Here is a 25,237-nt window from a genome sequence, read left to right on the forward strand (position 1 = left end):
CGCTTGACCCGTCGAAAGCCCGATGCCACATAGTGCGCATGTGCGGACGCTACGCCCTGACGGCGACCCCCAAGGATGTTTCCGAGTTCTTCAGCCTGGCGGATCTCGACGATTTCCCGGCCCGCTACAATATCGCCCCGACCCAGCCGATCCTCGTTGTCATGTCCTCGGAAAAGCGCGAGCCGGGCAGCAACCTGCCGGAGCGCCGCGCCTTTCTCGCCCGCTGGGGCCTGATCCCCGGCTGGGTGAAGGACATGAAGGAGTTTCCGCTCTTGATCAACGCGCGCTCCGAGACGGCGATCGGCAAGGCCTCCTTCCGCGCCGCCATGCGCCACCGCCGCATCCTCATTCCCACGACCGGCTTTTACGAATGGCGCCGGCCGCCGAAGGAAAGCGGCGTCAAGCCGCAGGCCTACTGGATCCGCCCGAAGCGCGGCGGCGTCATTGCCTTTGCCGGCCTGATGGAGACCTGGTCGTCGGCGGACGGTTCCGAAGTCGATACCGCCGCGATCATGACGACGGCTGCGAACGGCGGCATCCGCCATATCCACGACCGCATGCCGGTCGTCATCGAGCCGCAGGATTTTTCACGCTGGCTCGACTGCAGGACGCAGGAACCGCGCGAAGTGGCAGACCTGATGCGGCCGGTGCAGGAGGATTTTTTCGAGGCGCTGCCGGTCTCCGACCTGGTCAACAAGGTCGCCAACATGGGGCCGGACCTGCAGAAGCCGGTCGCCGTCGCCCAGCCGGAAGAGGAGCCGCCGAAAAAGCCGAAACCCGATTCGACCCAGATGTCGCTTTTCTGATCCCTCGGCTTTTCTCCCTGTACGGACTATTCCATGAACCTGCTTTCCGCCGGCCTTTCCGGCCTCGCACTCGGTACTTCGCTGATCATTGCCATCGGTGCCCAGAACGCCTTCATCCTGCGCCAGGGGCTGATCCGCGCCCATGTCTTCATCCTCTGCCTGATCTGCGCCCTGTCGGATGCGGTACTGATCGCCGCCGGCGTTGCCGGGCTCGGCACCGTCGTCGCGCGATCCCCGATGCTGATCTCGATCGTGACGCTGGGCGGCGCGGTGTTTCTCGGGTTTTACGCTGTCATGGCCTTCCGCCGGGCGGTGAAGCCCGCCGCGATGGTCGCGGGCGCGCCGGAGCCGATGGGGCTGAAGGCGGCGGTCCTGACCTGCCTCGCCTTCACCTTTCTCAATCCGCATGTCTATCTGGATACGGTCGTGCTGCTCGGCAGCCTGTCAGCGGCCTTCGAAGGGATGGAACGGGTTGCCTATGGCGCCGGTGCGGCGATCGGCTCGTTCGTCTGGTTCTTCGGGCTCGGTTACGGCGCGCGGTTCCTGGCGCCGCTGTTTGCCAGACCCGCCGCCTGGCGGGTGCTGGATGTCGTCATCGGGGTGGTGATGAGCCTGCTCGCGCTCGGGCTCCTCTGGAGTTTTTTCGGCGGCGAGTGAGGCGGCCCAACTCCCGGGTCGGCTGGCGGGATCAGCCGGCCGGGGTAAGCTTCGGCTTCCGGTTCAGCATCAGGGCGGCGGCAACCACGGCCTTCAAGCCCAGCGGACGGTAGGGCGTGGTCATTTCCGGTTTGGATTCAATCTTCTTCTCGGTGCTCATGGCTGTCTCCTCAACACGCGAATCTGTTGTTTGCATTTTGCGATCGCGGCTTTTCCCATAAAAGCGGGCGGAATCGTGGCCGGCAAGCCGGCACCGCCGCCCGCTATTCATAGAACGGTCATCTTGCGGGAAACTGTTGCGCGGAAGTTGCAACTTACCGAGTGCGTCAGCCTTCAGACGTTCGCACTGTCATCCTCGATTGTAATCGTGCCGTAGCGCCGGTGCCAGGCGCGGGCGCTGAACGGCAGGACGAGGAGATAACCGACGACGGTGATCGACAGCACTTCCCAGGTGTAGCTCATCAGCAGCGCCACATAGAGCACCACGCCGAGCATGATCGGCAGCATCATGTCGCGACGGATCCGGCTGGACTTGCCGGACCAGACCGGCAGGCGGGAGACCAGCAGGTAGCCGATCAGCACCGTATAGGCGACGCTTGCATAAACGAAGACCGGCGTGGCCTCGAGCCCGAGGAAGCCGAGATAGACCGGCAGCAGCACCAGCATGGCGCCCATCGGGGCCGGCACGCCGACGAAGAATTCCGATTGCCAGTCGGCCTTGATGTTGCGGTCTTCCATGACGTTGAACCGGGCGAGGCGCAGACCGGCGGCGATCGCATAGAGCAGGGCGGCGATCCAGCCCATCGAATGCGCCTGGTCGAGCAGGAAGGCGTAGGAAACCAGCGCCGGCGCGACGCCGAAATTGATGATGTCGGCAAGCGAATCCATCTGCACGCCGAATTTCGACGTGGCCTTCAGGAGCCGTGCCACGCGCCCGTCGATGCCGTCCAGAAAGGCGGCCAGCAGCACCATGGCGACCGCGAGTTCGTAACGCCCCTCGAAGGCAAGCCTGATCCCGGTCAGGCCCGCGCAGATGGCAAGCACCGTGATGAGGTTCGGCACCAGCAGCCGCAGCGGGATTTCGCGCAGGCGAGGCCCGCGGGCCTCGTCGTTGGGGCGATGCGGTTCCCGGTGAAGCTCATTCTGGGAAGAGGGGGGCGAGGGCGGTGAAGCTGGCGTCTCCATGAGGCTTGGTCTTCCTTTACGTGCGGCGGCTGATGATCGGACCCTTGGTCGAGCCGAATTCCGCAAGCACGGTTTCGCCGCCGATGGCGAGCTGGCCGACCGACACGCGCGCCTGGCCGCCCGCCGGTACGAAGACGTCGAGCCGCGAGCCGAAGCGGATCAGGCCGAATCGTTCACCGGCATTGACCGGTTCGCTCGGCTTCACCCAGCAGACGATGCGACGCGCCACCAGTCCGGCGATCTGCACGACACCTACCTTGCCGTGGCGGGTTTCGATGACGAGGCCGTTGCGCTCGTTGTCCTCGGAAGCCTTGTCGAGTTCGGCATTGATGAACTGGCCGGGGCGGTATTCGATGCGCGACACCTGGCCTCGCACCGGCGAGCGGTTGATGTGGCAGTCGAACACGTTCATGAACACAGAGATGCGCAGCATCGGTTCCGAGCCGAGCTGCAGTTCTGTGGGCGGCACGACCATGGCGACATGGCTGATGCGGCCATCGGCCGGGCTGAGGATCAGATCGTCGTCCTGCGGCACGGCGCGTTCCGGATCGCGGAAGAAATAGGCGCACCACAAGGTCAGCACCAGGCCGATCCAGAACAGCGGCTCGGCGATATAGCCGAGCACCAGCGAGGCGATGAAGAACGCGGCGACGAAGATGTAACCTTCCTTGTGGATCGGCACGAGCGTGTTGCGGATGGTGTCGAAGAGGTTGATCAACGTTTTCTCCCGTATGGTCAGGGTCACCTGACTACAGCGAAACCGTTTTTGCGGCAATGCGGTTCCGTTGGGGTGAACCCGCCACGCGAACACGCTGCACAAAAATGCCGCCGTTACCCCCGTTCGGCCTGCAGATACGCGGCATATTCGCTCGGCGGGCAGCCCACGCGCTGATTGAAGGCGGTGCTGAAGGCGCTGGCCGACCGGTAACCGACGGTTTCGGCCACCTCCTCCAGCGTATTGCCGCCGCGCAGCAGCACGTCCTTTGCCAGCGCCATGCGCCAGCCGAGCAGATATTCGACCGGCGCGACCCCGACCGCCTCGGAAAAACGCCGCGCGAAGACCGAGCGGGACATGCCGACACGCCTTGCCAGTTCCCCGACCGTCCAGCCGCGGGCGACATCGGCATGGATATGCCCGAGCGCCTCAGCGAGCTGCGGATCGGCAAGGCCGCCGAGCAGGCCGGCATGCGGCGACCAGGCGGCCTCGCGCCGCAAGGTCTCGATCAGCATGACTTCGATCAGGCGGCAGAGCACCGCATCGCGTCCGGGCCGGCTTTCGGCCGCTTCCTCCAGGATGATCGACACAAGCGCCCGCAATCGCGTGGCCGTCCGCTCGATAGCCGGCACATGCACGAGTCGCGGCAAAAGCCCGATCAGCAGGTCGGCATTGGCCGGATCGCACTGGATGAGGCCGCCGAGGACCCTGGTGACCGGTCCCGATCCTTCGCCACCCACTCGTATTTCGCCATCCACCATGTGGCGGGCCTTGAAGGCGTCGTCAGACAGTTCCGTCCGTCCATCCGCCTCGCTGAGGAAGGAGTCCGAGAACGGTTTTGCCGAGAGGATATAGTCTCCCTCCCGCAGCGAGACAGGCCCGGTATCGTCCGTCCTGAACCAGCAGTTGCCCTCGGTGACGAAGTAGAAGGTCGGCCCCGGCTGTTCCGGCACGCGCACGCCCCATCGCCCCGTGGCCGACATGCTGCCGAGCAGGACGGTGGCGGGGCGAAGCAGCCTGATGACATCGGCAAGGGCATCCATCGGGACGATCCATAATGAATATCGGAGTTTCCATTATAGAGTGATCCGGAAGTTGGGTCTAGTGAAGGCGCCTCGACACATTGGAGACAGACCCATGACCAAGACCATTCTCATCACCGGCTGCTCGTCGGGCCTCGGAAAGATGACCGCCCGCCATTTCGCCTCCAAGGGCTGGAACGTCGTCGCGACGATGCGCAGGCCGGAGCCGGAACTCGCCGATCAATATCCCGACCGCATCCTGGTTGCCGCCCTCGACGTCGCCGATCCGACGAGCATCGAGGCCGCCATCCAGGCCGGTATCGACCGCTTCGGCGGCCTTGACGCGGTCGTCAACAATGCAGGCATCACCATGGTCTCGATCTTCGAGGCGACCCCGGCCGATGCTGTCCGCCACATCTTCGAAACTAACGTCTTCGGCATGATGAACGTCATCAGGGGGGCCGTGCCGCATCTGCGCCGGCGTGGCGGCGGCTCGGTCGTCAATGTCGGTTCTGGCGTCGGCATCGCGGCCATGCCGCTGCTGTCGCTCTACACGGCCTCCAAGCAGGCCGTCGAAGGCCTCTCCGAATCGCTTTCCTACGAACTGTCCTCGCAGAACATCTCGGTGCGGCTGATCCAGCCCGGCGCGATGCGCAGCACCAATTTCACCGCCACCGGCATGGCCGCCTCGCAGGCGGCACCGGTGCCGGAAAGCTACAAGCCCTATTTCGATCACATGCTGCAGTCGATGATCAACTATCCCTTCGCCTCGACGGCGGAGCAGTCGGTGGTCGAGGCGATCTACGCCGCGGCCATCGACCAGACGGACCGCCTGCGCTACCAGGTCGGCCCGGATGTGGAGGAATATGCCCGCCTGCGCTGGTCGACCTCGGAGGCCGAATATCGCGCCGGCATGCAAAAGCTGACCGGGCATGCGGCATGGAAAGAGATGACGAAGTGATGGCGATGTCTTGACGCCACCCGGCTTGAGGCGCCGGTTCGCATCGCCGGGGATGCAGGTGTCCATAGGGAGGAAGACGTTGCAATCTGCCGATCTCTCCTTGCGGGAAGGGTGATCGCATAAGGAACGTGAGGCGATGCGGCAACCCTAACCCTCCCCCTTGTGGGGGTCCGGAGGACTGGACGGGGCAAGCGATCCGTCCCCGGCTGGTGGCCGGCAGGCGGGAGGGGTTTTCGCTAGGAGCAAAATCCCCTCCCCAACCCCTCCCCACAAGGGGGAGGGGCTCCTCGCGGCGTCACGCATCTCATATGCGATAGCCCTGGCACCAAGGGGAGATCATTGGCAGCTTACCGCCACCCCAGTCCCGGCGCCACATGCTTCAAAATGCTCTCCAGCACATGCGCGTTGTACTCGACGCCGAGCTGGTTCGGCACGGTGAGCAGCAGCGTATCGGCCTCGGCGATCGCCTCGTCGGCTTTCAGCTGGTCGATCAGCCTGTCCGGTTCGGCCGCGTAGGAGCGGCCGAAGATCGCCTGGGTCTGCGGGTCGATATTGCCGATCTGGTCCTGGCTTTCGCCGCTGCCGCCGAAATAGGCGCGGTCCGTGTCGTTCATCAGCGCGAAGATGCTGCGGCTGACGGAGACGCGCGGTTCGCGGGCGTGGCCGGCTTCCTTCCAGGCTTCGCGGTAGATGCGGATCTGTTCGGCCTGCTGGATGTGGAACGGCTTGCCGCTTTCGTCGGTCTTCAGCGTCGAGCTTTGCAGGTGCATGCCGAGCTTGGCGGCCCAGACGGCGGTGGCGTTGGAGCTCGAACCCCACCAGATACGGTCGCGCAGGCCCGCAGAATGCGGCTCCAGGCGCAGCATGCCGGGCGGGTTCGGGAACATCGGCCGCGGATTGGGCCTGGCGAAACCTTCGCCGCGTAAAACGTCGAAGAACACTTCCGCATGGCGGCGCCCGAGATCCGCATCGGTCTCGCCTTCCGCCGGCTGGTAGCCGAAATAGCGGAAACCGTCGATCACCTGTTCCGGCGAGCCGCGGCTGATGCCGAGCTGCAGGCGTCCGCCGGAAATCAGGTCGGCAGAGCCGGCGTCTTCCGCCATGTAGAGCGGGTTTTCATACCGCATGTCGATGACGGCGGTGCCGATCTCGATCTTCTTGGTGCGTGCGCCGACGGCGGCAAGCAGCGGGAAGGGCGAGGCGAGCTGCCGCGCGAAATGATGGACGCGGAAATAGGCGCCGTCGGCGCCGAGCTCTTCGGCCGCCACAGCGAGGTCTATGGATTGCAGGAGCACGTCGGATGCCGACCGCGCCTGCGACTGCGGCGAGGGTGTCCAATGTCCGAAGGAGAGAAAGCCGATCTTTTTCATGATGCTACCGTTTCTGAGAGGGGTGGGCGCACGGCATATGGTCTTCCGGCTGCGGGTGTTGGGGCGGGGCCGGGGCCGCAACCTCCCTCATCCCTGTGCTCGTCACAGGGATCCAGCAGCGCCGCGTCTGCGGCGCGGAAGACACTTTTCAGCCCAAGGACTTGGGCTGGCTGGATTCCTGTGACGAGCACAGGAATGAGGATGGAGCGGGCGTGCTCGCCAACCATCATTCCACGGCCTAATACCATAGCCGCATTGACTTGCCTGACAGATGGCACGCCGCCCCCCACATTCACAGTCACCGCCCTGTGAACAGTGCGTCCGCTTACCGCACCGCCTGGGGATCGACCCATCCCATCCAGGTGGTGAAGGCGAGAAGCGGCGAGCCGAAGAAGACCAGCACCAGCATATAGGCGATGGCGATGCTGCCGAGAACGAGCATGCGGGGAGTGAGGTATCTCTTCACTTCAAATCTTGTCCTGTTCGTTTCATTCCGCCGCCGGGACGCCGCGCAGCACCACGCCGAGATCGTCGCTCTCGCGCACCTTGCGTAGCTGCTCTTCGGCCTGCACCGCTTCGCGCTGGCGGTTCCACATCGAGGCGTAGAGACCGTCCTGTTCGAGCAACGCATTGTGCGTGCCACGTTCGGCAATCTGCCCGTCGCGTAGCACGATGATCTCGTCGGCACCGATGACGGTCGAAAGCCGGTGGGCGATGACCAGCGTCGTTCGGTTCCTGGAGACCACGTCGAGCGCCGACTGGATCTCGTGTTCGGTCGTGGTGTCGAGCGCCGAGGTCGCCTCGTCGAGGATCAGGATCGGCGGGGCTTTCAGGACGGTGCGGGCGATTGCCACGCGCTGCTTCTCGCCGCCCGAGAGCTTCAGGCCCCGCTCGCCGACCTTGGTTTCGAAACCATCCGGCAGGGCGTTGATGAAATGGCCGATCTGCGCCACGTCGGCGGCGGCCAGCACCTCCTCCTCGCTGGCGGAAGGCCTGCCATAGCGGATGTTATAGGCGATCGTGTCGTTGAACAGCACCGTATCCTGCGGCACCATGCCGATCGCCGCGCGCAGCGACCGTTGCGTGATGTCGCGCACGTCCTGCCCGTCGATGGTGATCGAGCCGTCCTGGACGTCGTAGAAGCGGTAGAGCAGGCGGGAAATCGTCGATTTGCCGGCGCCCGAGGGGCCGACGATCGCCACCGTCTTGCCGGCCGGCACCTCGAAGGAGACGCCCTTCAGGATCGGCCGGGCCGGATCGTAGGAAAAATGCACGTCCTTGAAGGCGATCGAGCCCTGGCCGATATCGAGCGGCTTGGCATCCGCCCGGTCGACGACCTCCGGCTGCACTTCCAATAGCTCAAACATCTGCTCGATATCCGTCAGCCCCTGGCGGATTTCGCGGTAGACGAAACCGATGAAGTTGAGCGGCACGGAAAGCTGCAGCAGGAGTGCGTTGACGAACACGAAATCGCCGATCGTCTGCTCGCCGCGCTGCACGGCAAGCGCCGACATCACCATCATGACTGTGGTGCCGAGGCCGAAGATGACGCCCTGGCCGAAGTTCAGCCAGCCGAGCGAGGTCCACACGTCGGTCGCGGCTTTCTCGTAGCGGGCCATAGACGAGTCGAAGCGCCTGGCTTCCATATCCTCGTTGCCGAAATATTTGACCGTCTCGAAATTGAGGAGCGAATCGATCGCCTTGGTATTGGCGTCGGTGTCGCTGTCGTTCATCGAGCGGCGGATGGCGATGCGCCAGTCGCTGGCCTTGACCGTGAACCAGATGTAGAGCGCCACCGTGACCGCCGTCACCGCGACATACCAGAAGCCGTAGCTGACCCAGAAAATGATGGCCGTCAGCAGGAATTCGAGCAGCGTCGGCACGGTGTTGAGAATGGTGAAGCGGACGATCGTCTCGATGCCCTTGGTGCCGCGCTCGATGATCCGCGACAGGCCGCCGGTCTTGCGCTCCAGGTGGAAGCGCAGCGAGAGCTGGTGCATGTGCACGAAGGTGCGGTAGGCGAGCTGGCGCACCGCATATTGCCCGACCGAGGCGAACAGCGCATCGCGCAGCTGGTTCAAGCCCACCTGCAGGATGCGGGTGAAATTGAGCGCGATGACCAGCACCACGGCGCCGAGCAGGAAGGCGGGCAGGATGCCTGCCATGTCCAGCTTGCCGTTCAGCGCATCCGTCGCCCACTTGAAGAAATAGGGCACCGTCAGGAGCACGAACTTGGCGAGGAAGAGATAGAAGGTCGCCCAGATGACGCGGGCCTTCAGGTCGGCGCGCCCTTCCGGCCACATATAGGGCCACAGGTTGACGAGCGTGCCGAGCGGATTGCTGGCATCCGCCGATATGGTCTTCTTGGTATTCGCCATCAATGTCTCCGGGACGGGCGCGTGAAAACGCCTCCCGCACATAAGGTCCGGGGAAGAATGTTGCAATGACGGTTTCGTGAAACTTGAAGGCCGGGCGCGGAGGCAGGCGGCGATCAGGGGCGAGGGCGGGGTATTGCCCGCCCGCCGCCGATTGGAATCACCTGGTGTTGGTGGAGGAGGCGGGCGCGGTGCCGGTGGCCGGCTTGGTGGCCGCCGACGCGGCCCAGGAAATGTAGTAATAGGCCTCGCCGACCATGCCGAAATAGGAGCTGTTGCCGGTCGCCTTCTCGATATAGCTGCCATCGGCATTGCGCACGAACTTGCCGCTTTCGTCCCGCGTCAGGCGGTCCTTGAGGAACTGGGTCCAGTCGGATTTATCGACGGAGGTGACGCCCGCCGAAGTCTGTTTGCCGTCGGTAATGTCCCAGGCGGTAATCTGGTCGCCGGCGACCGCGTCGGTCATCTTCAGCGTGCCGGCCTCCAGTGCCTTCTGCATTGTCTCGGCCATCGCCTTGCTGTCGGGGCTCGCCTTCAACGCGTCCAGCTTCTCCTGGAGCGCCTTCATGAACGCCTTGCTGGACATGTCGCCGACCGATCCGTCGACATCGGTATCCGGGGAATTGCCATCCAGGGTCTGCTGCAGCGAGGCTATCAGCGCCGCGATCTTGTCGTCCTCATAATCGTCGCCACCACTGCCGCTGGAAAACAGCATGTCGGCGAGCGACGAGGAGGACGAGCCGGACGTCGAGCTGCCGGGTGTCCTGTTGTCGGAGACATCCTTGAATGCATTGAGGGCCACCTGAGAGGACCAAATCCGAACGGAATTAATGCTGGAAACCATTTTCTTCTCCTGTCCGCACGGCATGGATAAGAGTCGGAGATAATATGCGAGCACGCCGCCTGGCCATTGCGGTATTCCTCCCAACCTGCGCGAAGCTGGCCGGATAGGAGACGGTGCGGCTATGGGCGCCCAAAGGTCTTTTAGGCAGGGGATTGAGATGGCGGCGGTGGTTGGCTGGATGTGTTTTTTACGGGGGGAAATCCGCTCCCGGTTTCTCGGCAGGGAAGATGCGCAGGAAGGGTCTTTCGCACCGCCGACGCGGTGCGGCTGGATTCCTGTGACAAGCACAGGAATGAGGGGGGCGGGGAGCCGCCGCAGCTACTGCAACGTCCCATACCTGGGTTCTTGTTGGTAAAGGCAATCTGGGAACTGTCTTCCGCAGATGCATCGGATTTGGAGTGAAGGCCTGAGCCTAAACCACCCTCATTCCTGTGCTTGTCACAGGAATCCAGCAGCCGCGCGTCTGCGCGGCAGTGACTCTATCCTCACAACGAATGCAGATGCGAGGCGATGTCCTCCCAATCCGGATTGCGTTCCTCGATGAGATTGAGTTTCCATTTCCGCGGCCACTTCTTCATCGTCTTTTCGCGGACGATCGCATCGACAAGAAGGTCGCATTCCTCGAACCAGACGAGCGTCTTGACCCCGTATCTCGATGTGAAGCCGGGCGTCAGTTCGTTCTGATGTTCGTAAAGGCGGCCAGGAAGATCGCGCGTCACGCCGATGCAGAGCGTGCCGTTGCGCTTTGAGGCGAGAATAACGGAACCCTTCATGTTGAAGAGTGGCAGTGGTCATTGCCGCTTGCAAGAGACTTTGGCGCTGCCGAAGCGGTGCGATTCCTGCAACAAGCACAGAAATGAGGGTGGTCGGGGAGCTACCGAGGTCCCAAGCGATGTCCCGAATGGGCCAGGAGGGGTACTGAACCCCAGCCCCGCCCCTTACGACCGGCGATGCATCATCCGCTGGCGGTGGAGTTCTTCCGAGTCCGGCAGTGCCTCGCCCGGCACGCCGAAAATCTGGCCGGGCTGAATGACGTCGGGGTTACGGATCTGGTCCTCGTTGGCGAGGTAGATGGTGGTGTAGCGCACACCCTGGCCGTAGACGCGGCGGGAGATCTGCCAGAGCGTGTCGCCGCGGCGGATGATCACCGAGTTGCGTTCGCTCTGGGTCAGCGGCTCCTGGTGGATGGTGCGGGTGCCGCTGGCATCGGTGACCGTCATCGGGGCGGCTGGGGCGGGTTGAATGCCGTGCAGCTCGCGGGCGATGGTCGGGCCGACGGCACGGGCGATCATTTCGCCGATCCGCTTCAGGCCGGTCCCGACGCTTGCGACATCCTTGGGAAGCGCGTCGAGCGCGGCGCCCGCTGCGGCCGCGTTCTGGACGGTGGTTTCGGCAAGCACCCGGGCGGCGGCCGCCGCATCGGCCGGCAGGCGGTATTCGGAGAGCGATTTGAGGGCGATAGAGGTGGCGGAGCGGGCGGCGGCCATCTGTTCCGCGGAGGGTATGCGGCCGTCGTCGTAAAGCCCGCGCAGCAGGTTGAAGGCGCGCACCGTCTCGTTGCGCAGCTTGTCGAAGGCACCGCTGTCGGCCGCCGACATGCCGTTATTGACGGCCTGCGGCGCCGCGACGGCGGCGACCTGGTCGCCGGCCGGGCGGTTGAAGGGCACTTCGACCCGTACCAGAGGCTGGCCGCCGGCCCCGAGCACCTCGACGCCGATTCGGTGGTCGCCGACTGCGAGGTCGATTGCTCCCTCGATCACGAAACTGCCGTCCTGGCCCGCCTGGGCGGTGCCGATCGGCCGGCCATCGGCCTGGCCGCGCAGCAGGGTGCCGGCCTTCGTATTGCCGGCGACGAAGATCTTGTTGCCCTCGATTTCGACAGCGGTGATGCGCAGTTCAGGCGCAGCCGGTGTCGCCGTCGGAGAGGCGGGCGTCGAGACCGGTACGCTCGGCGCGGAGGAGGCGAGATTGGACGAGCCGGCCGGCGGTGCCGGCAGGGTGGCAACGGAGGGACTGGCCGCCGGCGCCGCCGGGGGGGCGGCCGGCGCGGGGCTGGCGGGAGCCGGATTGGCAGCATTGGCAGCGGGCGAAGCTGCCGCGGTCTGGGCGGCCGGCTGCGCAGCATTCGCGGCAGGCGGTGTTGCCGCGTCCGGGGTCGGCGTCGCGATCAGGCGGCTTGCCTTGCCGGGCTTGGTAACCATGGCGAGCAGCTTGCCGTTCTTGTCGGCTGGCACCGAGACGGTCGCCGTTTCTTCCGACACGGTGGTATTGCCGTCCTTGCCGATCGCCTTGAGCACGAGCTGGTGGTCGCCGGGCGGCAGCGGCTTTTCGAGGATGGCGGCGAAGTCGCCGCTCGGGCCGACATCGACCTTGGCGACGATCGCGGCGCCACTGGTGACTTCGAGCCTGGAATTCGGGGCGGCGCGGCCGGCGATCACGGTCGAGCCGTCCGGCTCGACACGCAGCACGTCGAAGGAGGGGGGCGTCATCGCCGCGGTCGTCTGGCCTGCTGGGGAAGGCGTGGTGGGCTGAGCCGTCTGCGGCGCCGTGGCAGCGGCCTGGTCGGCCGGCTTTGCGGTATCGGGCGCCCTGGCGGTCGGCTGGGGTTCCGTCACCGCGTCCTTGACGGCATTGCCCGCAGCATTGATCGCGTCGCCGATCGGCTTTGAATCCTTGTTTATCGCAGGCATCACCAGGAAAACCATCAGCAGCGAAGCGATAGCCAATACGATCAGAGCCAGCCAGCCGGCGCGGTTTTTCATCATCAATGCCTCTCCCGACAGCTATGGCCGTCGTCTATCCGGATTAACCTTTTCCTCCCGCATTCACAAGCTTTTCACACGATAAACCCTTGCTCTTCCGGGCATTTCCCGTCAATTTTGACGACCGGGGCTCGCTTAGGCCCTCCCTTTGAAATGCGTTGCGGAGAAAACTGTGCCGATTCGATCCATCTGCGTTTACTGCGGCTCGCAGCCGGGACGCGATCCCGCCTATATTGCAGCCGGCCGTGCGCTCGGAAAATCCATCGCCGCCCACGGGCTTCGGCTTGTCTATGGCGGAGGCACCAAGGGCATCATGGGTGCGGTCGCAGCCGGCGTTCTGTCGAACGGCGGTCAGGTCACCGGCATCATTCCCGAATTCCTGGTCGACATGGAGGCTACGCGGCATTCGCTGGGCCAGCTCGACGAGCTGATTGTGACCGAGGACATGCACGCACGCAAGCACAAGATGTTCGAGCGCGCTGACGCTTTCGTGACCCTGCCGGGGGGCATCGGCACGCTGGAGGAGATCGTCGAGATCATGACCTGGGCGCAGCTCGGACGGCATGAGAAGCCGATGGTGTTCGCCAATATCGGCGGTTTCTGGGATCCGATGCTCGACCTCATCACCCACATGCGCGAGCAGGGTTTTATCCACCGCGCGCATCTCGTCCAGCCGCTCGTCATCGCCGATGTCGAGGAGATCGTCCCGGCGATCCTCGAACACGGCGAGGACCGGCCGCCGTCGGGCGGTGAAGGCGCGGTGATTTCGAGGCTTTGAGGGACGGTCCTTAAGCTCTAGTCGACGATGAAGAGTTTTGCGCCGACCGATGTCGAGGAGCGGTGGGGCTCGGCCTCGTCCGCCACCTGATAGCTCATGCCGGGCTTCAGCACGAAGACCCGGCCATCGGCGAGCTCGGTCGTCAGCTCGCCTGCAAGGCAGAGCAGGATATGTCCTTTGACGCACCAGTGGTCGGCGAGATAGCCCGGGCTATATTCGACCATCCGAACCCTGATCCCGCCGAAATGGCATGTCTGCCAGGTCGCCAGTCCCGTATCGCCCTTGTGCTCGGTCTTCGGCACGGTGCTCCAGTCGGTGGTGCCGAACGGGATATCGCTGATTTTCATGGGAATGCTCCGGAATGGCCTATCGGCCGCGCGCCTGTTTCATAAGAGACCAGGTATAGATCGCCAGTGCCGTCCAGATCAGCACAAAACCTCCGAGCTTGACGGGGCTGAGCGGCTCGTGAAAGGCGAAGACTGCGATCAGGAAGATCATCGTCGGGGCGATGTATTGCATGATCCCGATGGTCGAGAGTTTCAGGAGTTTCGCGCCGTTGGCGTAGATCATCAGCGGTGCGGCGGTGATGATGCCGGCGGCCATCAGGATGAACGTGTCCCAGCCGGTCGAATGGAGGAGATGGCCCCGCCCGGTCGATTCCAGCCAGATCACATAGGGCAGGCAGGGAATGCTGATCAAAAGCACTTCCAGGAAGAACCCCTGGTTCGGGCCGATCGGCAGGGTTTTCCGGAACAGCGCATAGAAGCCCCAGGTGACGGTGAGCGCCAGCGAAACCCACGGCAGTCCGCCCGCATCATAGGTGAGGATCGCCACCGCCACCACCACGAGGCCGATCGCCGCAAGCTGAACCGGCGCCAGCCGTTCCTTCAGCAGGACGGCCGCCAGGAAGATGCTGAACAGCGGATTGATGAAATAACCGAGCGCCGCATCGAGCGCCCGGCCGGCGGCGACCGCCCACACATAGATGCCCCAGTTCGCCATGATGATAAGGGCGGTGAGGCATGCCATGGCAAGCATGCGCGGGTTCTGCACCGCCACCTTGAGATCGCCCGTGCGACGCAGGATCAACAGGACGGCCCCGGCGACCGGCACCGACCAGATCGCCCGGTGCGCCAGCACTTCGAGCGAAGGAATATGGGCAACCGCCTTCAGGTAAAACGGCAGGAAGCCCCAGAGGAAATAGGCCGTCAGCCCGAAGGCGAAGCCGCGCGGCGTATCTTCGTTCTTCACTGGCGTCGGGGCGGTATCGATGGCCATGCGGGTGTTTCCGGTATGTTGTTTTTGTTACCCTCCGTTTAAACGAATGGGTTGTGCCGGACCAATTCATTTCATTGAAGGACCGATCGCTTGTCGCGATTCTGTCGGCCTGGTTTGCGATGATGGTTGCCGGTTGGAACGGAGGAATTGGATGGATTTCGAAAGCCAGCCGCTGCACCGGCAGATCTATGCCCGCCAGATCCTGGCCAAGGCCGGCGTTGGGGCAGACGACCGGCTGCTTGCCGCTCTCGCCACGGTGCCGCGCGAACAATTCGTCGGTCCGCCGCCCTGGGTTTACAACGACTTCCGCAATTACCGCGAGCTCGCCTCCACCGATCCTTTGGTGCTCTACCAGGATGTGCTGGTCGGGCTGGACACGGCGCGCGGCGTCAACAACGGCATGCCGTCGCTGCATGCCGGAGGGCTTCACGCGCTCGGCATCCGTGACGGCGAGACGGTCTCCCACCTCGGCGCCGGGACGGGATATTACACGGCCATCATTGCCGAGCTGGTCGGGCCGTCGGGCCGGGTGATCGCCGTCGAATATGACGAGGCTCTCGCGGAAAAGGCACGGCGGAACCTGGCGGGATACCCCAATGTCGAGCTCGTCCGCAGTGACGCGACGGAATGGCCGAAGGAGGATGCGGACGCGATCTACGCCAATTTCGCGCTCGACCACCCGCCGGCCGCCTGGATCGACAACCTGGCCGTCTCGGGGCGGGCGCTCCTTCCGCTCGGCTACCCGGCGGTGGAGAATGGGCGGCGGAGCGGCTTTACCGGCCGGGCGGGCTTCCTGATGATCGACCGGCGGGCAAAAGGCTTCGGCGCGCGGTTCCTGCAGCCGGTTTCCTTCGTCTGGGCCGAGGGCCAGCAGCCGGCGCCTGCCGGCCGCCACGAGGGATTGGCGGAAGCCTTCCGCTCGCGCCGGGGCTATCAGGTCCGCAGCCTGCGCTGGCGGCAGCCGCCGCAGGGCGACGAATGGTACGGCGAGGAGGATTGGGGGCTATCGTTCGAGGAGGTGTGAGGGGGGAGGGTTAGAGGTGAGGCACCGGCTCATGTCCCATATGCATTCACCTAGACAACGGGAGCCTACCGCGCGTTTCGATCTCGTCCCACCGATTGTCTCCAACCCGAATCTCTGATCAATCAGCCAAACAACTGTCGGCGGAGGCAAATGCGATGTCAGAGCAGAACCCGATCGAGGTTTCCGAGCAGGCGATCGGACGTGCGGAGGCAGTCGCGTTTACGGCGGCCGGAAACACTGTGGTCCTGAACGGCTGCACGCTGGAGGAGGCGGATCTGTCGGGGCTTGGTCTTCAGCGCTGGGAATTCAGGAATTGCAGGATGACGAATGTCAATCTGCGGGCCGCGGATCTCGAAGGGGCCAGGTTCGAGGGATGCCGGGGTCCATTCGCCAATTTTTCAGGCGCAGACCTCGCGGAAGCGGAATTCCGGAACTGCGACTTCAACAACGCCGCCTTCCTGGAAGCCAGAATGAACGACACCCGGTTCGTTGGCTGCAAGCTGACGGGCGCCAATCTGACGCGGATCGCCTCGCTCGGCCTCTCCTTCAAGGAGACCATCCTGGCGCAGGCGAGGCTTCCCGCGCTGTCGTTCCGGAAATCGCGGATCGAGCGGGTCGATTTCGGCATGGCCGATCTGTCGAAATGCGATTTTCGGGATGTCGTATTCGATGGCTGCAGCCTGCGTGACACGGGGCTCGTCGATGCCAGGTTCGAAGGGGCCGATCTGCGCGGCGCGGACCTCGGCGGGCTGAAGCTGATCGACGCCAGGAAGTTCAAGGGTGCCACGATCTCGCGGCAGCAGGCCGGAGATATCCTGGCGGAACTGGGACTGAAGGTTCAATAGCCGGGTGCGGCATCCTCAGTCTCCGGTTCTTCCAGTTGTCTTACAGGAAAGAAGGATTAGACGGCCACGCGTCGCGCTTCCTTGTCGGCCGACTTGCGGTCTGCGCCGTGCTTTTCGATGATCGCCTTCGCATCCTCAACCGAAATGCGATGCTTCTTGGCAAAGGGGATAGGCTGGTATGGCTGGTCCGGGGCATTTGCTTTTTTATCAGACATGGACGTCTCCGATCGCGATGCTCCGGCAGGATGCCGCAGCCTCTTTGGGGGAATGAAATAGTGAGGGAGTTGGTTGCCAGGCGCTGCTGCGTCATCACCGCGAGCGGCCGCCTCAATATGTCGTCTATATGGTACGAAAGCCCCCGATATACAATGGCCAGAATCGGGGGCCGCAGTATCAGGCCCAATGATCAGCCCCAAGGTCAGGTCTGGAGGGGCGCAAGCCACTGTATCGAGTTCTGCCCGCTCCGGTTCCCCTGCGCGGCTAGCAGGGACGGTATTCCCGCGCCAACCCTTCAATATTTCTTCTTGCGGACGATCTTGTTGCCCCGTGGCCCGCTCAGCACCGGCGTCCTGTCGCGGTTTTCCGCAAGCAGGCTGCGCCAGCGTTCCAGACGTTCGGCGGAAAGTTCGCCGCTGGCGACGGCCGCCTGCACGGCGCAACCCGGCTCGTGGGCGTGGGTGCAATCGCGGAACCGGCAATTCGGCGCCAGATCGGTGATTTCGGCAAACAGCGTATCGATGCCGTCGGTGACGTCGCTCACGTAGAGCGTCCTGATCCCCGGCGTGTCGATCACCCAGCCGCCGCCGTCAATCGCATGCAGCGATCGTGCCGTGGTGGTGTGGCGACCCTTCGCATCATGTTCGCGGATGCTGCCGGTCTTCTGCATCGTGTCGGACCCATGCCCGGCGAGCGTGTTGACCAGCGTCGACTTCCCGACGCCTGAGGAGCCCACCAGGGCGACCGTCTGCCCGACACCGCACCAGGGCTTCAGCAATGCAACGGCCTCCGCAGTGCGCCCATTCAGGACGACAACCGGCAGGTCGCGCTGCAGCGCCCTGGCCTGCTGCTCGAAGGGGCCGGCGTCTTCGACCGTGTCGGCCTTGGTCAGCACGATCACCGGGTTGGTGCCTGCCTGGTTGGCCATGATCAGGTAGCGTTCCAGCCGTCCGGGATTGAAATCGGCATTGCACGACGTGACGATGAACAGCGTATCGACATTGGCTGCGGCAAGCTGCTGGCCGTGCCCGCCTTCCGCACGTCGCTGAAACACGGTTTTCCGGTCGAGACGGCGCGCGAACATGCCCGTCAGCGGGTCGGCGAGAACCCAGTCGCCCACCGCAAACTCCGCAGTATTGGCATTGGGGGGAAGCTCGAGCCCGACCGGCCCCCCGGCATCGATCGCGTCGACGCGCGCCCGGTGGACGGAGGCAATGCGCCGGGGCAGGAGTTCCGCTTCGCCGGGCTCGACCTGAGCCGCGAAGAAATCGGACCAGCCAAGCCGTTCGAGCGATGAGGGCGGGTTGGATCCGGTCAAGGTGCGATACGAAAATTCGGGGACGCCGTCATGGGCAGGCTTTCCGCAGGTTGAGATTGCGTTCTCTCGGGGAAGAGCCGCAGATCGGGTGTAAAGGTGCCGGTTTCTGGCTCGACCAAACTCTGTCCATTCGTCGTGACATACGAGCATTAAATCAGCATGCCGCCGAAGTCGAGGAAACGATCGACCCCACAGCATCTGATTGCCGGCCACCCCGATCGAGCCGCAGCGTTTACGAGCATTACTCCGCCGCGATCTTGCCCGCCAGTTCCCGGTTCTTCATCAGCTTGTAGATGACCGAGTCCATCAGGGCCTGGAATGACGCGTCGATGATGTTTTCCGAGACGCCGACCGTCCACCAGCGCACGCCGGTGCTGTCGATCGATTCGATCAGCACGCGGGTGATCGCCTCGGTGCCGCCGTTCAAGATACGCACCTTGAAGTCGGCGAGCACCAGGTCGTCGATCTCGTGCTGGTATTTGCCGAAATCCTTCCGCAGCGCCCGGTCGAGCGCGTTGACCGGGCCGTCGCCTTCGGCGACCGACATCAGCGTCTGGCCATCGACGACCAGTGTGACCACCGCCTCGGAGACGATCTTGATGCGGCCATGCGAATCGAACCGGCGCTCGACCATCACCCGAAACCCTTCGACCGAGAAGAACTCCGGAATCGTGCCGAGCGTGCGGCGGGCGAGCAGTTCGAAGCTCGCATCCGCTCCTTCATAGGCATAACCGGTCGCCTCGCGTTCCTTGACGATCGAGATCAGCTGGTCGAGCCTCGGGTCGTCCTTGCCGACCTCGATGCCGCGTCGCTTCAGCGCGTTGATGAAGTTCGACTTGCCGCCCTGGTCGGAGACCATCACCTTGCGCAGGTTGCCGACGCTTTCCGGCGTCACGTGTTCGTAGGTGCGCGGGTCCTTCAGAAGCGCCGAGGCGTGGATGCCGGCCTTGGTGGCGAAGGCCGACGCCCCGACGTAAGGCGCCTGATGGTTCGGCGAGCGGTTGAGCAGTTCGTCGAAGGCGTGGCTGAGGCGGGTGAGGCCGGTCAGCCGCTCCGCGTCGATCGCCGTCTCGAACCGGCTGCAATAGGCGTCCTTCAGGGCAAGCGTCGCGATGATCGTCACGAGGTTGGCATTGCCGCAGCGTTCGCCGATGCCGTTCAGAGTCCCCTGGATCTGCCGACAGCCCGCCTCGATCGCGGCGAGCGAATTGGCGACCGCCTGGCCGGTATCGTCATGGGCATGAATGCCGAGCGAGGTGCCGGGAATGCCCGACGCGATCACCGCCTCGACGATGGCGCGGATCTCGCCCGGCTGGGTGCCGCCATTGGTGTCGCAAAGCACCACCCAGCGCGCGCCGGCCTCATAGGCGGTCTTGGCGCAGGCAAGCGCATATTCGGGATTGGCCTTGTAGCCGTCGAAGAAATGCTCGCAATCGACCAGCGCTTCCTTTCCCGCGCCGCGGGCCGCCTCGACACTGTCGCGGATCGATTCCAGGTTCTCCTCGTTCGAACAGCCGAGCGCCACCCGCACGTGATAATCCCAGCTCTTCGCGACGAAACAGGTGGCGTCGCTTTTTGCCTGCAGCAGCACGGCGAGGCCCGGATCGTTGGAGGCGGAAATGCCGGCCCGCTTGGTCATGCCGAAGGCGACGAACTTCGACTTCACCGTGCGCTTCTGGGAGAAGAAGGCGGTGTCGGTCGGGTTGGCGCCGGGATAGCCGCCCTCGACATAATCGAGGCCGAACTCGTCCAAAAGGTTGGAGATGGCGATCTTGTCCTCGACGGAAAAATCGACGCCGGGCGTCTGCTGGCCATCGCGCAGTGTGGTGTCGAAGAGATAGATGCGTTCGCGTGTCATGGCTGCTCCTCCTGGAGCAAGGTTATGCTGTTGGCGGCAACACCCCCCTCTGCCCTGCCGGGCATCTCCCCATCAAGGGGGGAGATCGGCCAGAAGCGATGCCTCGCTCCCAAGATAGGTTTCGGGTTGCCGCGGCCGTCTGTTACGGTCATTGTTTGGGGAAGGCCGCGCCTCCTTCGATCTCCCCCCTTGAGGGGGAGATGCCCGGCAGGGCAGAGGGGGGTAGCCGCGAACGCCATGATCAACTCTTCCCCGCAAACCGGTCCGTCGCCCGGATCAGCTGGTCCGTAATCCCCGGTTCCGAAACCGCATGTCCCGCGCCCTCGATGATGTGGAAATCCGCGTCCGTCCAGACTTTCGAGAGCTGCCAGGCGTATTTCAGCGGGCAGGGCATGTCGTAGCGGCCGTGCACGATGACGCCCGGGATGCCCTTGAGCTTCACGGCGTCGCGCAGGAGTTGCCCGTCCTCCAGCCAGCCGGCATTCATGAAGAAGTGGTTCTCGATGCGCGAGAAGGCGAGCGCGAAATGGTCGTCGTCGTGGTCCGAGGCCAGTTCGGGGCTCGGCAGAAGCGTGATGGTCGAGCCTTCCCAGACGCTCCAGGCCTTGGCGCAGCGGATCTGCTCGGCCTTGTCGGCACCGGTGAGGCGGCGATGATAGGCGGCCATCATCTCGTGGCGCTCGGCTTCCGGAATGGGGGCGACGAAGGCTTCCCACTTGTCCGGGAACATTTCCGACACGCCGAACTGGTAGTACCAGTCGAGCTCGGGCCTGGTCAGCGTATAGATGCCGCGCACCAGAAGTTCGCTGACCCGTTCGGGGTGGGTTTCAGCATAGGCAAGCGCCAGGGTCGATCCCCAGGAACCGCCGAACACCTGCCATTTGTCGACGCCGACCATTTCACGCAGCCGCTCGATATCGGCGACCAGGTGCCAGGTCGTGTTGGCCTCGAGGCTTGCATGCGGGGTGGAACGACCGCAGCCGCGCTGGTCGAACAGCACCACGTCATAGAGGTCCGGATTGAAGAGCCGGCGCTGGTTCGGGTTGCAGCCGCCGCCGGGGCCGCCATGCAGGAAGACGGCCGGCTTGGCGCCCGGCGTGCCGACCCGCTCCCAATAGATCACATGACCGTCGCCGACATCGAGCTGTCCGGTCGCGTAGGGTTCGATCTCGGGATAGAGGGTACGCAGAACTTCAGTCATAGATGCAGACCTTTAGCCGGCCAGTTTTCGGTGTCGTGATCGGGATGCTGGAAGGAGATGATCTGCTCCTGTTTGACGGCGTCCTCGCCTGAGTCGCGCACCGGCTGGTCGAAGATCGTCGTCACCCACGGGATATGCGAGGCATAGTTCACCTGGATCTTCGGCGCGAGATCGCCGCGGTCGTCGAAGGCGCCGATCGCCAGTTCCAGCCCGCCGGGATAACGATAGGTGAGCGGCGTGCCGCAGTTCTCGCAGAAACCGCGGTCGATATTGACCGAGGACTGGAAATATTTGGGCTCGCCCCGGGTCCATTCGACGCCGGAGCCGTTTCCCTCGGGCGGCGCGGAGACCAGCGGCCCGAAAAAGCCGCCGAAGGCCTTCTGGCACATGCGGCAATGGCAGATCGAGGCGCGGCCGAGTTCGCCGTGGATCCGGAAGCGCACGGCGCCGCACTGGCAGCCGCCTGTTCTAAGGGTTTCGCTCATCGCTTGTTCTCCGGTGGCTGGTTTTCTGGCGGACAGTTCTCCGGCGTACCGTTCTCTGGCGGCCAGATTTCAGTGTCGTGGTCGGGATGCTGGTAGGAGACGATATCGGCCAGGAAGGGCGCGGTGTCGATATCGTCCATCGTGTGGCGCGCCGGCAATTCGGAAAGCCGGTCGACGAAGGGAAGCTTGCCCTCGACCCCGAACTGCACGACCGGCGGCAGCAGGGCCGGATCGTCGAAGCTGCCGGCGGAGATCGCGATCCCGTCCGCCGCCTCGTAGGTCATGGGTGTCCCGCAGTTCCCGCAGAAACCGCGCCGGACATGGTTCGACGACTGGAAATACTTCAGTTCGCCGCGCGTCCAGGTAAGCTTCGCCTCGCCGGTCGCCACCAGCGGCGCATAATAGGCGCCGAAGGCCTTCTGGCACATGCGGCAATGGCAGACGGAGGAGTCGAACGGCTCGCCTTCAAGCCGGAAGCGGTTCGCGCCGCACTGGCAGCCGCCGGTTCGGATGGTACCGCTCATGAATGACCCTCCGCATGTCGGTTGTCTCGAGGCGGCCAGACCTCGGTGTCGTGGTCGGGATGCTGGTTGCTGCCGGCCGAGACAGTCTTTTCCTGTTCCTCGGTCATGTCCATGGCGATATCGTGCTGCAGATGGTCGAGCTCGCCGAACCAGGGCATCTTGTGGGCCAGATTGGTCTGCACCGCAGGCCTCACCGATTGCGGATCATCGAGGGAACCGAGCGTGATGCTGATATGGTCGCTCGACCCGTCATAGAAGAGCGGCGTGCCGCATTTCTCGCAGAAACCGCGCCGCACCGTTTCCGACGACTGGAACCAGGCCGGCTCGCCGCGCGTCAGCGAAAAGTTCTCGTACGTCACCCCGCCGAGCGGCATGAAATAATTGCCGGCCGCCTTCTGGCACATGCGGCAATGGCACAGATGCGGAAACCCGAGCTCCCCCTCCGCGCGGTATCTCACAGCGCCGCACTGGCAGCCGCCGGTGTGGATCCGGGTCATATCAGGCACCCTCCGGCGCGTGGCACACCGCCTCGATATTGTTGCCATCCGGATCAAACACGAAGGCGCCGTAATAGTTCGGGTGGTAGTGCGTGCGCAGGCCGGGCGGGCCGTTGTCGGTTCCGCCGGCGGTGATTGCGGCCTGGTAGAAGGCATCCACCTCGGCCCGGTTGCGGGCGGTGAACGCGACGTGCTGCGAATGGCCGCCGGCCGGCTTGTCCTCATGCAGCCAGTAGACCGGCCGTTCCTGCCCGTAGCCGCCGACCTTGACGCCGCCGGTATATTGGGCCGGAACCATGTAGAGCAGCGATGCGCCGAGCGGCGCGAAGGCTGCATCGTAAAATGCCTTTGCCCGGTCGAAATCCGCGACCTTGATGCCCATGTGATCGATCATCGCCTGGCTCCTCCACGTTGTTCCGGGAAGTGAAGCTTACCGCTTCACCTCCCAGGTCGTCACCCTCTCGCCCGTCGCCGGGTCCTTGCCGTCCTTGAGCTGGATGCCCTTGTCCGACAATTCGTTGCGGATCTTGTCGGCCTCGGCGAAATTCTTCGCCTTCAGCATTTCGAGCCGCATGGCGACCAGCGCATCGACGGCGGATGCCAGCGCCTCGTCGACCTCGGTTTTCTCAGGCAGTACGCCGAGAAACGCGGCGCTGGCGGCAAATACCGCAAGTGCCTCCGGGTCGCCGTGGGCCTCCTGCGCCAGGGCGTGCAGCGCCTGAACGGCGGCGACCGTGTTGAGGTCGTCGGCAAGCGCGTTGATCACCGTATCGCAGGGGAGCGCGCCGGAGGCTTCCGCCGCCGGCCACTTGGCGAGAAGGCGTTCTGCCTCTTCCAGCCGCTTCACCGAAAAGTCGATCGGCTCGCGGTAGTGGGTCATCAGCATGGCAAGCCGCAGCACCTCGCCCGGCCATTGGCGGCCGCCGAATTTTTCGGTGTGCAGCAGGTCGTAGATGGTGATGAAATTGCCGTCGGACTTCGACATCTTGCGGCCTTCGACCTGCACGAAGCCGTTATGCATCCAGACATTCGCCATCACCTGCGTGCCATGGGCGCAGCGCGACTGGGCGATCTCGTTCTCATGGTGCGGGAAGATCAGGTCCAGCCCGCCGCCATGGATGTCGAACTCCTCGCCGAGATAACGCCGGCTCATTGCCGAGCACTCGATATGCCAGCCCGGCCGGCCGCGGCCCCAGGGGCTTTCCCAGCCGGGCTCGTTGTGGGAGGAGAGCTTCCACAACACGAAATCGGCCGGGTTTTTCTTGTGCGCATCGACGGCCACGCGGGCGCCGGCCTGCTGCTCGTCGAGCGGGCGCTTGGAAAGCTGGCCGTAGTCGCGCATCGACTTGGTGTCGAAGAGCACTTCGCCCTCTGCGACATAGGCATGGCCGTTGCCGATCAGCTTCTCGATGATCTCGATCATCTCGGCAATCGTGTCGGTGGCGCGCGGCTCGATGGTCGGCTCCAGGTTGCCGAGCAGGGCGATGTCCTCGTGATACTGCGTCTCGGTCTTTTGCGTGACGAGGCGGATCGCCTCGTTGAGCGGCAGGCCGGGATGGTCGCGCAGCGCCCGCGCGTTGATCTTGTCGTCGACGTCGGTGATGTTGCGGGCATAGGTCACGTGAGCCTCGCCATAGACATGGCGGAGCAGCCGGAACAGCACGTCGAAGACGATGGCCGGTCGGGCATTGCCGATATGGGCATAGTCATAGACCGTCGGGCCGCAGACATACATGCGTACGTTCTGGGGATCGATCGGCGCGAACGCCGTCTTTTCACGGGTCAGCGTATTGTAGAACCTGAGCGGAATGCTCATCGAAAAATCTCCCGACAACAAGGTGCCGGCCGGACCGGGTCGTTTGTCTTCAAGGCTTTTCGAGAGACGAAAACGGCCGGGCCAGCGCGAACGCTAGCGGATAATGATCCCACAAATGGAAATCGCCGTTTTCATGGACGTGGTTATGGCGCGGGCAAGCCGTTTGGTCAAGTGGGCTTTACCCGCACGGGATGCCCAAAACCGGTCTTACGCCGTCTTGCGGCCGATGCCGTTCCTGGCGACCGTGAACAGGAAGATCAGCATCGAGATGACGCTGAGGATCGAGCCGATCGCGGCAAGCGCCTCGCCGCCCGAGGACACCGCCATCGCGATGCCCGGCACGAGACAGAGCACGCCGAGAACCGCAAAGCCGAGATGGACCTTCGACAGCAGGGTGTCGGCCGCTGACGGCGTCACGGTGTAATAGAGGCCGAAAATCCCCATTGTCGTCCAGCCGACCAGGTTCAGATGCGCATGCGCCGGCGCCATCAGGTGATCGCCGGAGATTGCCATCTGAATGCCCCAGAACATGCCGGCGGTGACACAGAGCACGGCTGCGCCGAAGAAATAGAAAGCGATATTTCTCATCAGATCTTCCCCCCGAGATGTGAAATTCCTGCGCTCTATCGCAGGGACCCCAGCATAGCGGAAAATCCCGTTTTCATACATGGGGTCTCTCCCGGCCGCCGGTGGTGCGGCA

The 25,237-nt window shown here is 64.0% G+C and carries 28 protein-coding genes; 6 read left to right on the forward strand and 22 right to left on the reverse strand.

Annotated elements, in window-relative coordinates; genetic code table 11:
• Positions 1-38 precede the first annotated feature (38 nt).
• Positions 39-806 carry an SOS response-associated peptidase gene (locus ACSQ8R_RS04230; RefSeq protein WP_436252236.1) on the forward strand — a complete coding sequence of 256 codons (768 nt, stop codon included), beginning with the start codon at positions 39-41 and terminating at the stop codon, positions 804-806.
• Between the two features lie 39 nt (positions 807-845).
• Positions 846-1,463, forward strand: coding sequence for a LysE/ArgO family amino acid transporter (locus ACSQ8R_RS04235; RefSeq protein ID WP_436255376.1), 618 nt, complete (start codon positions 846-848; stop codon positions 1,461-1,463).
• A 31-nt stretch (positions 1,464-1,494) separates the two neighbouring features.
• Here ACSQ8R_RS04235 and ACSQ8R_RS04240 read toward each other — a convergent pair whose 3' ends face one another.
• From ACSQ8R_RS04240 to ACSQ8R_RS04255, 4 genes are all read right to left on the reverse strand, one after another.
• Positions 1,495-1,623 carry a hypothetical protein gene (locus ACSQ8R_RS04240; protein ID WP_255759033.1) on the reverse strand — a complete coding sequence of 43 codons (129 nt, stop codon included), beginning with the start codon at positions 1,621-1,623 and terminating at the stop codon, positions 1,495-1,497.
• Positions 1,624-1,796: 173 nt separating this feature from the next.
• Complete coding sequence (gene pssA, locus ACSQ8R_RS04245; protein WP_436252237.1) at positions 1,797-2,648, reverse strand: CDP-diacylglycerol--serine O-phosphatidyltransferase; 852 nt, start codon at positions 2,646-2,648, stop codon at positions 1,797-1,799.
• Between the two features lie 16 nt (positions 2,649-2,664).
• Positions 2,665-3,363, reverse strand: a complete 699-nt coding sequence (locus tag ACSQ8R_RS04250; protein WP_436255377.1) for a phosphatidylserine decarboxylase — start codon at positions 3,361-3,363, stop codon at positions 2,665-2,667.
• A gap of 116 nt (positions 3,364-3,479) precedes the next feature.
• Positions 3,480-4,406: an AraC family transcriptional regulator gene (locus ACSQ8R_RS04255; RefSeq protein ID WP_436252238.1), complete on the reverse strand. Its 927-nt coding sequence runs from the start codon at positions 4,404-4,406 to the stop codon at positions 3,480-3,482.
• A gap of 94 nt (positions 4,407-4,500) precedes the next feature.
• Between ACSQ8R_RS04255 and ACSQ8R_RS04260 the strand changes: the two genes are divergently transcribed.
• Positions 4,501-5,346 (forward strand): SDR family oxidoreductase, encoded by an 846-nt coding sequence (locus ACSQ8R_RS04260; protein ID WP_436252239.1) that lies wholly within the window; start codon positions 4,501-4,503, stop codon positions 5,344-5,346.
• A gap of 347 nt (positions 5,347-5,693) precedes the next feature.
• On the opposite strand, the gene ACSQ8R_RS04265 is transcribed toward ACSQ8R_RS04260, so the two are convergent.
• From ACSQ8R_RS04265 to ACSQ8R_RS04290, 6 genes are all read right to left on the reverse strand, one after another.
• Positions 5,694-6,716, reverse strand: coding sequence for an LLM class flavin-dependent oxidoreductase (locus ACSQ8R_RS04265; protein WP_436252240.1), 1,023 nt, complete (start codon positions 6,714-6,716; stop codon positions 5,694-5,696).
• 325 nt (positions 6,717-7,041) lie between these two features.
• Positions 7,042-7,182: a hypothetical protein gene (locus ACSQ8R_RS04270; RefSeq protein WP_436252241.1), complete on the reverse strand. Its 141-nt coding sequence runs from the start codon at positions 7,180-7,182 to the stop codon at positions 7,042-7,044.
• Positions 7,183-7,204: 22 nt separating this feature from the next.
• Positions 7,205-9,094 (reverse strand): ABCB family ABC transporter ATP-binding protein/permease, encoded by a 1,890-nt coding sequence (locus tag ACSQ8R_RS04275; protein WP_436252242.1) that lies wholly within the window; start codon positions 9,092-9,094, stop codon positions 7,205-7,207.
• A gap of 157 nt (positions 9,095-9,251) precedes the next feature.
• Positions 9,252-9,935 carry a hypothetical protein gene (locus ACSQ8R_RS04280; protein WP_436252243.1) on the reverse strand — a complete coding sequence of 228 codons (684 nt, stop codon included), beginning with the start codon at positions 9,933-9,935 and terminating at the stop codon, positions 9,252-9,254.
• A 485-nt stretch (positions 9,936-10,420) separates the two neighbouring features.
• Complete coding sequence (locus ACSQ8R_RS04285; protein ID WP_436252244.1) at positions 10,421-10,708, reverse strand: GIY-YIG nuclease family protein; 288 nt, start codon at positions 10,706-10,708, stop codon at positions 10,421-10,423.
• A gap of 165 nt (positions 10,709-10,873) precedes the next feature.
• A complete protein-coding gene (locus tag ACSQ8R_RS04290) occupies positions 10,874-12,700 on the reverse strand; it encodes a LysM peptidoglycan-binding domain-containing protein (protein WP_436252245.1) in 1,827 nt (608 codons plus the stop codon).
• A gap of 145 nt (positions 12,701-12,845) precedes the next feature.
• Here ACSQ8R_RS04290 and ACSQ8R_RS04295 point away from each other — a divergent pair, with 145 nt between their 5' ends.
• Positions 12,846-13,475, forward strand: a complete 630-nt coding sequence (locus ACSQ8R_RS04295; protein WP_436252246.1) for a TIGR00730 family Rossman fold protein — start codon at positions 12,846-12,848, stop codon at positions 13,473-13,475.
• Between the two features lie 17 nt (positions 13,476-13,492).
• Here ACSQ8R_RS04295 and ACSQ8R_RS04300 read toward each other — a convergent pair whose 3' ends face one another.
• Together ACSQ8R_RS04300 and rarD are read right to left on the reverse strand one after the other, a co-directional pair.
• A complete protein-coding gene (locus tag ACSQ8R_RS04300; protein WP_436252247.1) occupies positions 13,493-13,822 on the reverse strand; it encodes a DHCW motif cupin fold protein in 330 nt (109 codons plus the stop codon).
• Positions 13,823-13,841: 19 nt separating this feature from the next.
• Positions 13,842-14,753: an EamA family transporter RarD gene (gene rarD, locus ACSQ8R_RS04305; protein ID WP_436252248.1), complete on the reverse strand. Its 912-nt coding sequence runs from the start codon at positions 14,751-14,753 to the stop codon at positions 13,842-13,844.
• Positions 14,754-14,904: 151 nt separating this feature from the next.
• Here rarD and ACSQ8R_RS04310 point away from each other — a divergent pair, with 151 nt between their 5' ends.
• Both ACSQ8R_RS04310 and ACSQ8R_RS04315 read left to right on the forward strand, forming a co-directional pair.
• Positions 14,905-15,777 carry a protein-L-isoaspartate O-methyltransferase family protein gene (locus ACSQ8R_RS04310; protein WP_436252249.1) on the forward strand — a complete coding sequence of 291 codons (873 nt, stop codon included), beginning with the start codon at positions 14,905-14,907 and terminating at the stop codon, positions 15,775-15,777.
• A 155-nt stretch (positions 15,778-15,932) separates the two neighbouring features.
• Entirely contained in the window at positions 15,933-16,622 is a 690-nt protein-coding gene (locus ACSQ8R_RS04315; RefSeq protein ID WP_436252250.1) for a pentapeptide repeat-containing protein, read from the forward strand.
• A 56-nt stretch (positions 16,623-16,678) separates the two neighbouring features.
• Here the strand turns inward: ACSQ8R_RS04315 and ACSQ8R_RS04320 are convergent, their stop codons facing one another.
• The 10 genes from ACSQ8R_RS04320 to ACSQ8R_RS04365 form a co-directional block, all read right to left on the reverse strand.
• On the reverse strand, positions 16,679-16,837 hold the full coding sequence (locus ACSQ8R_RS04320; protein ID WP_436252251.1) for a hypothetical protein: 159 nt from the start codon (positions 16,835-16,837) through the stop codon (positions 16,679-16,681).
• Positions 16,838-17,133: 296 nt separating this feature from the next.
• Positions 17,134-18,156: a ribosome small subunit-dependent GTPase A gene (rsgA, locus tag ACSQ8R_RS04325; protein ID WP_436252252.1), complete on the reverse strand. Its 1,023-nt coding sequence runs from the start codon at positions 18,154-18,156 to the stop codon at positions 17,134-17,136.
• Between the two features lie 241 nt (positions 18,157-18,397).
• A complete protein-coding gene (cimA, locus tag ACSQ8R_RS04330) occupies positions 18,398-20,014 on the reverse strand; it encodes a citramalate synthase (RefSeq protein ID WP_436252253.1) in 1,617 nt (538 codons plus the stop codon).
• A gap of 241 nt (positions 20,015-20,255) precedes the next feature.
• The gene (gene pip, locus ACSQ8R_RS04335; RefSeq protein WP_436252254.1) at positions 20,256-21,215 is read right to left on the reverse strand and encodes a prolyl aminopeptidase; all 960 of its coding nucleotides are present in this window, start codon (positions 21,213-21,215) and stop codon (positions 20,256-20,258) included.
• Positions 21,212-21,700 carry a GFA family protein gene (locus ACSQ8R_RS04340; protein ID WP_436252255.1) on the reverse strand — a complete coding sequence of 163 codons (489 nt, stop codon included), beginning with the start codon at positions 21,698-21,700 and terminating at the stop codon, positions 21,212-21,214. Before ACSQ8R_RS04340 ends, pip begins: the two co-directional genes overlap by 4 nt.
• The gene (locus ACSQ8R_RS04345; protein WP_436252256.1) at positions 21,697-22,224 is read right to left on the reverse strand and encodes a GFA family protein; all 528 of its coding nucleotides are present in this window, start codon (positions 22,222-22,224) and stop codon (positions 21,697-21,699) included. The genes ACSQ8R_RS04340 and ACSQ8R_RS04345 overlap by 4 nt, the downstream gene beginning before the upstream one ends.
• On the reverse strand, positions 22,221-22,721 hold the full coding sequence (locus ACSQ8R_RS04350) for a GFA family protein (protein ID WP_436252257.1): 501 nt from the start codon (positions 22,719-22,721) through the stop codon (positions 22,221-22,223). The genes ACSQ8R_RS04345 and ACSQ8R_RS04350 overlap by 4 nt, the downstream gene beginning before the upstream one ends.
• A 1-nt stretch (position 22,722) precedes the next feature.
• Positions 22,723-23,115: a VOC family protein gene (locus ACSQ8R_RS04355; RefSeq protein ID WP_436252258.1), complete on the reverse strand. Its 393-nt coding sequence runs from the start codon at positions 23,113-23,115 to the stop codon at positions 22,723-22,725.
• 36 nt (positions 23,116-23,151) lie between these two features.
• Positions 23,152-24,537, reverse strand: a complete 1,386-nt coding sequence (gene cysS, locus ACSQ8R_RS04360; protein ID WP_436252259.1) for a cysteine--tRNA ligase — start codon at positions 24,535-24,537, stop codon at positions 23,152-23,154.
• A 207-nt stretch (positions 24,538-24,744) separates the two neighbouring features.
• Positions 24,745-25,125 (reverse strand): hypothetical protein, encoded by a 381-nt coding sequence (locus tag ACSQ8R_RS04365; RefSeq protein WP_436252260.1) that lies wholly within the window; start codon positions 25,123-25,125, stop codon positions 24,745-24,747.
• Positions 25,126-25,237 lie beyond the last annotated feature (112 nt).

Origin of the sequence: Neorhizobium sp. LjRoot104 (assembly GCF_964253725.1) — a bacterium.
Taxonomy (GTDB): domain Bacteria; phylum Pseudomonadota; class Alphaproteobacteria; order Rhizobiales; family Rhizobiaceae; genus Neorhizobium.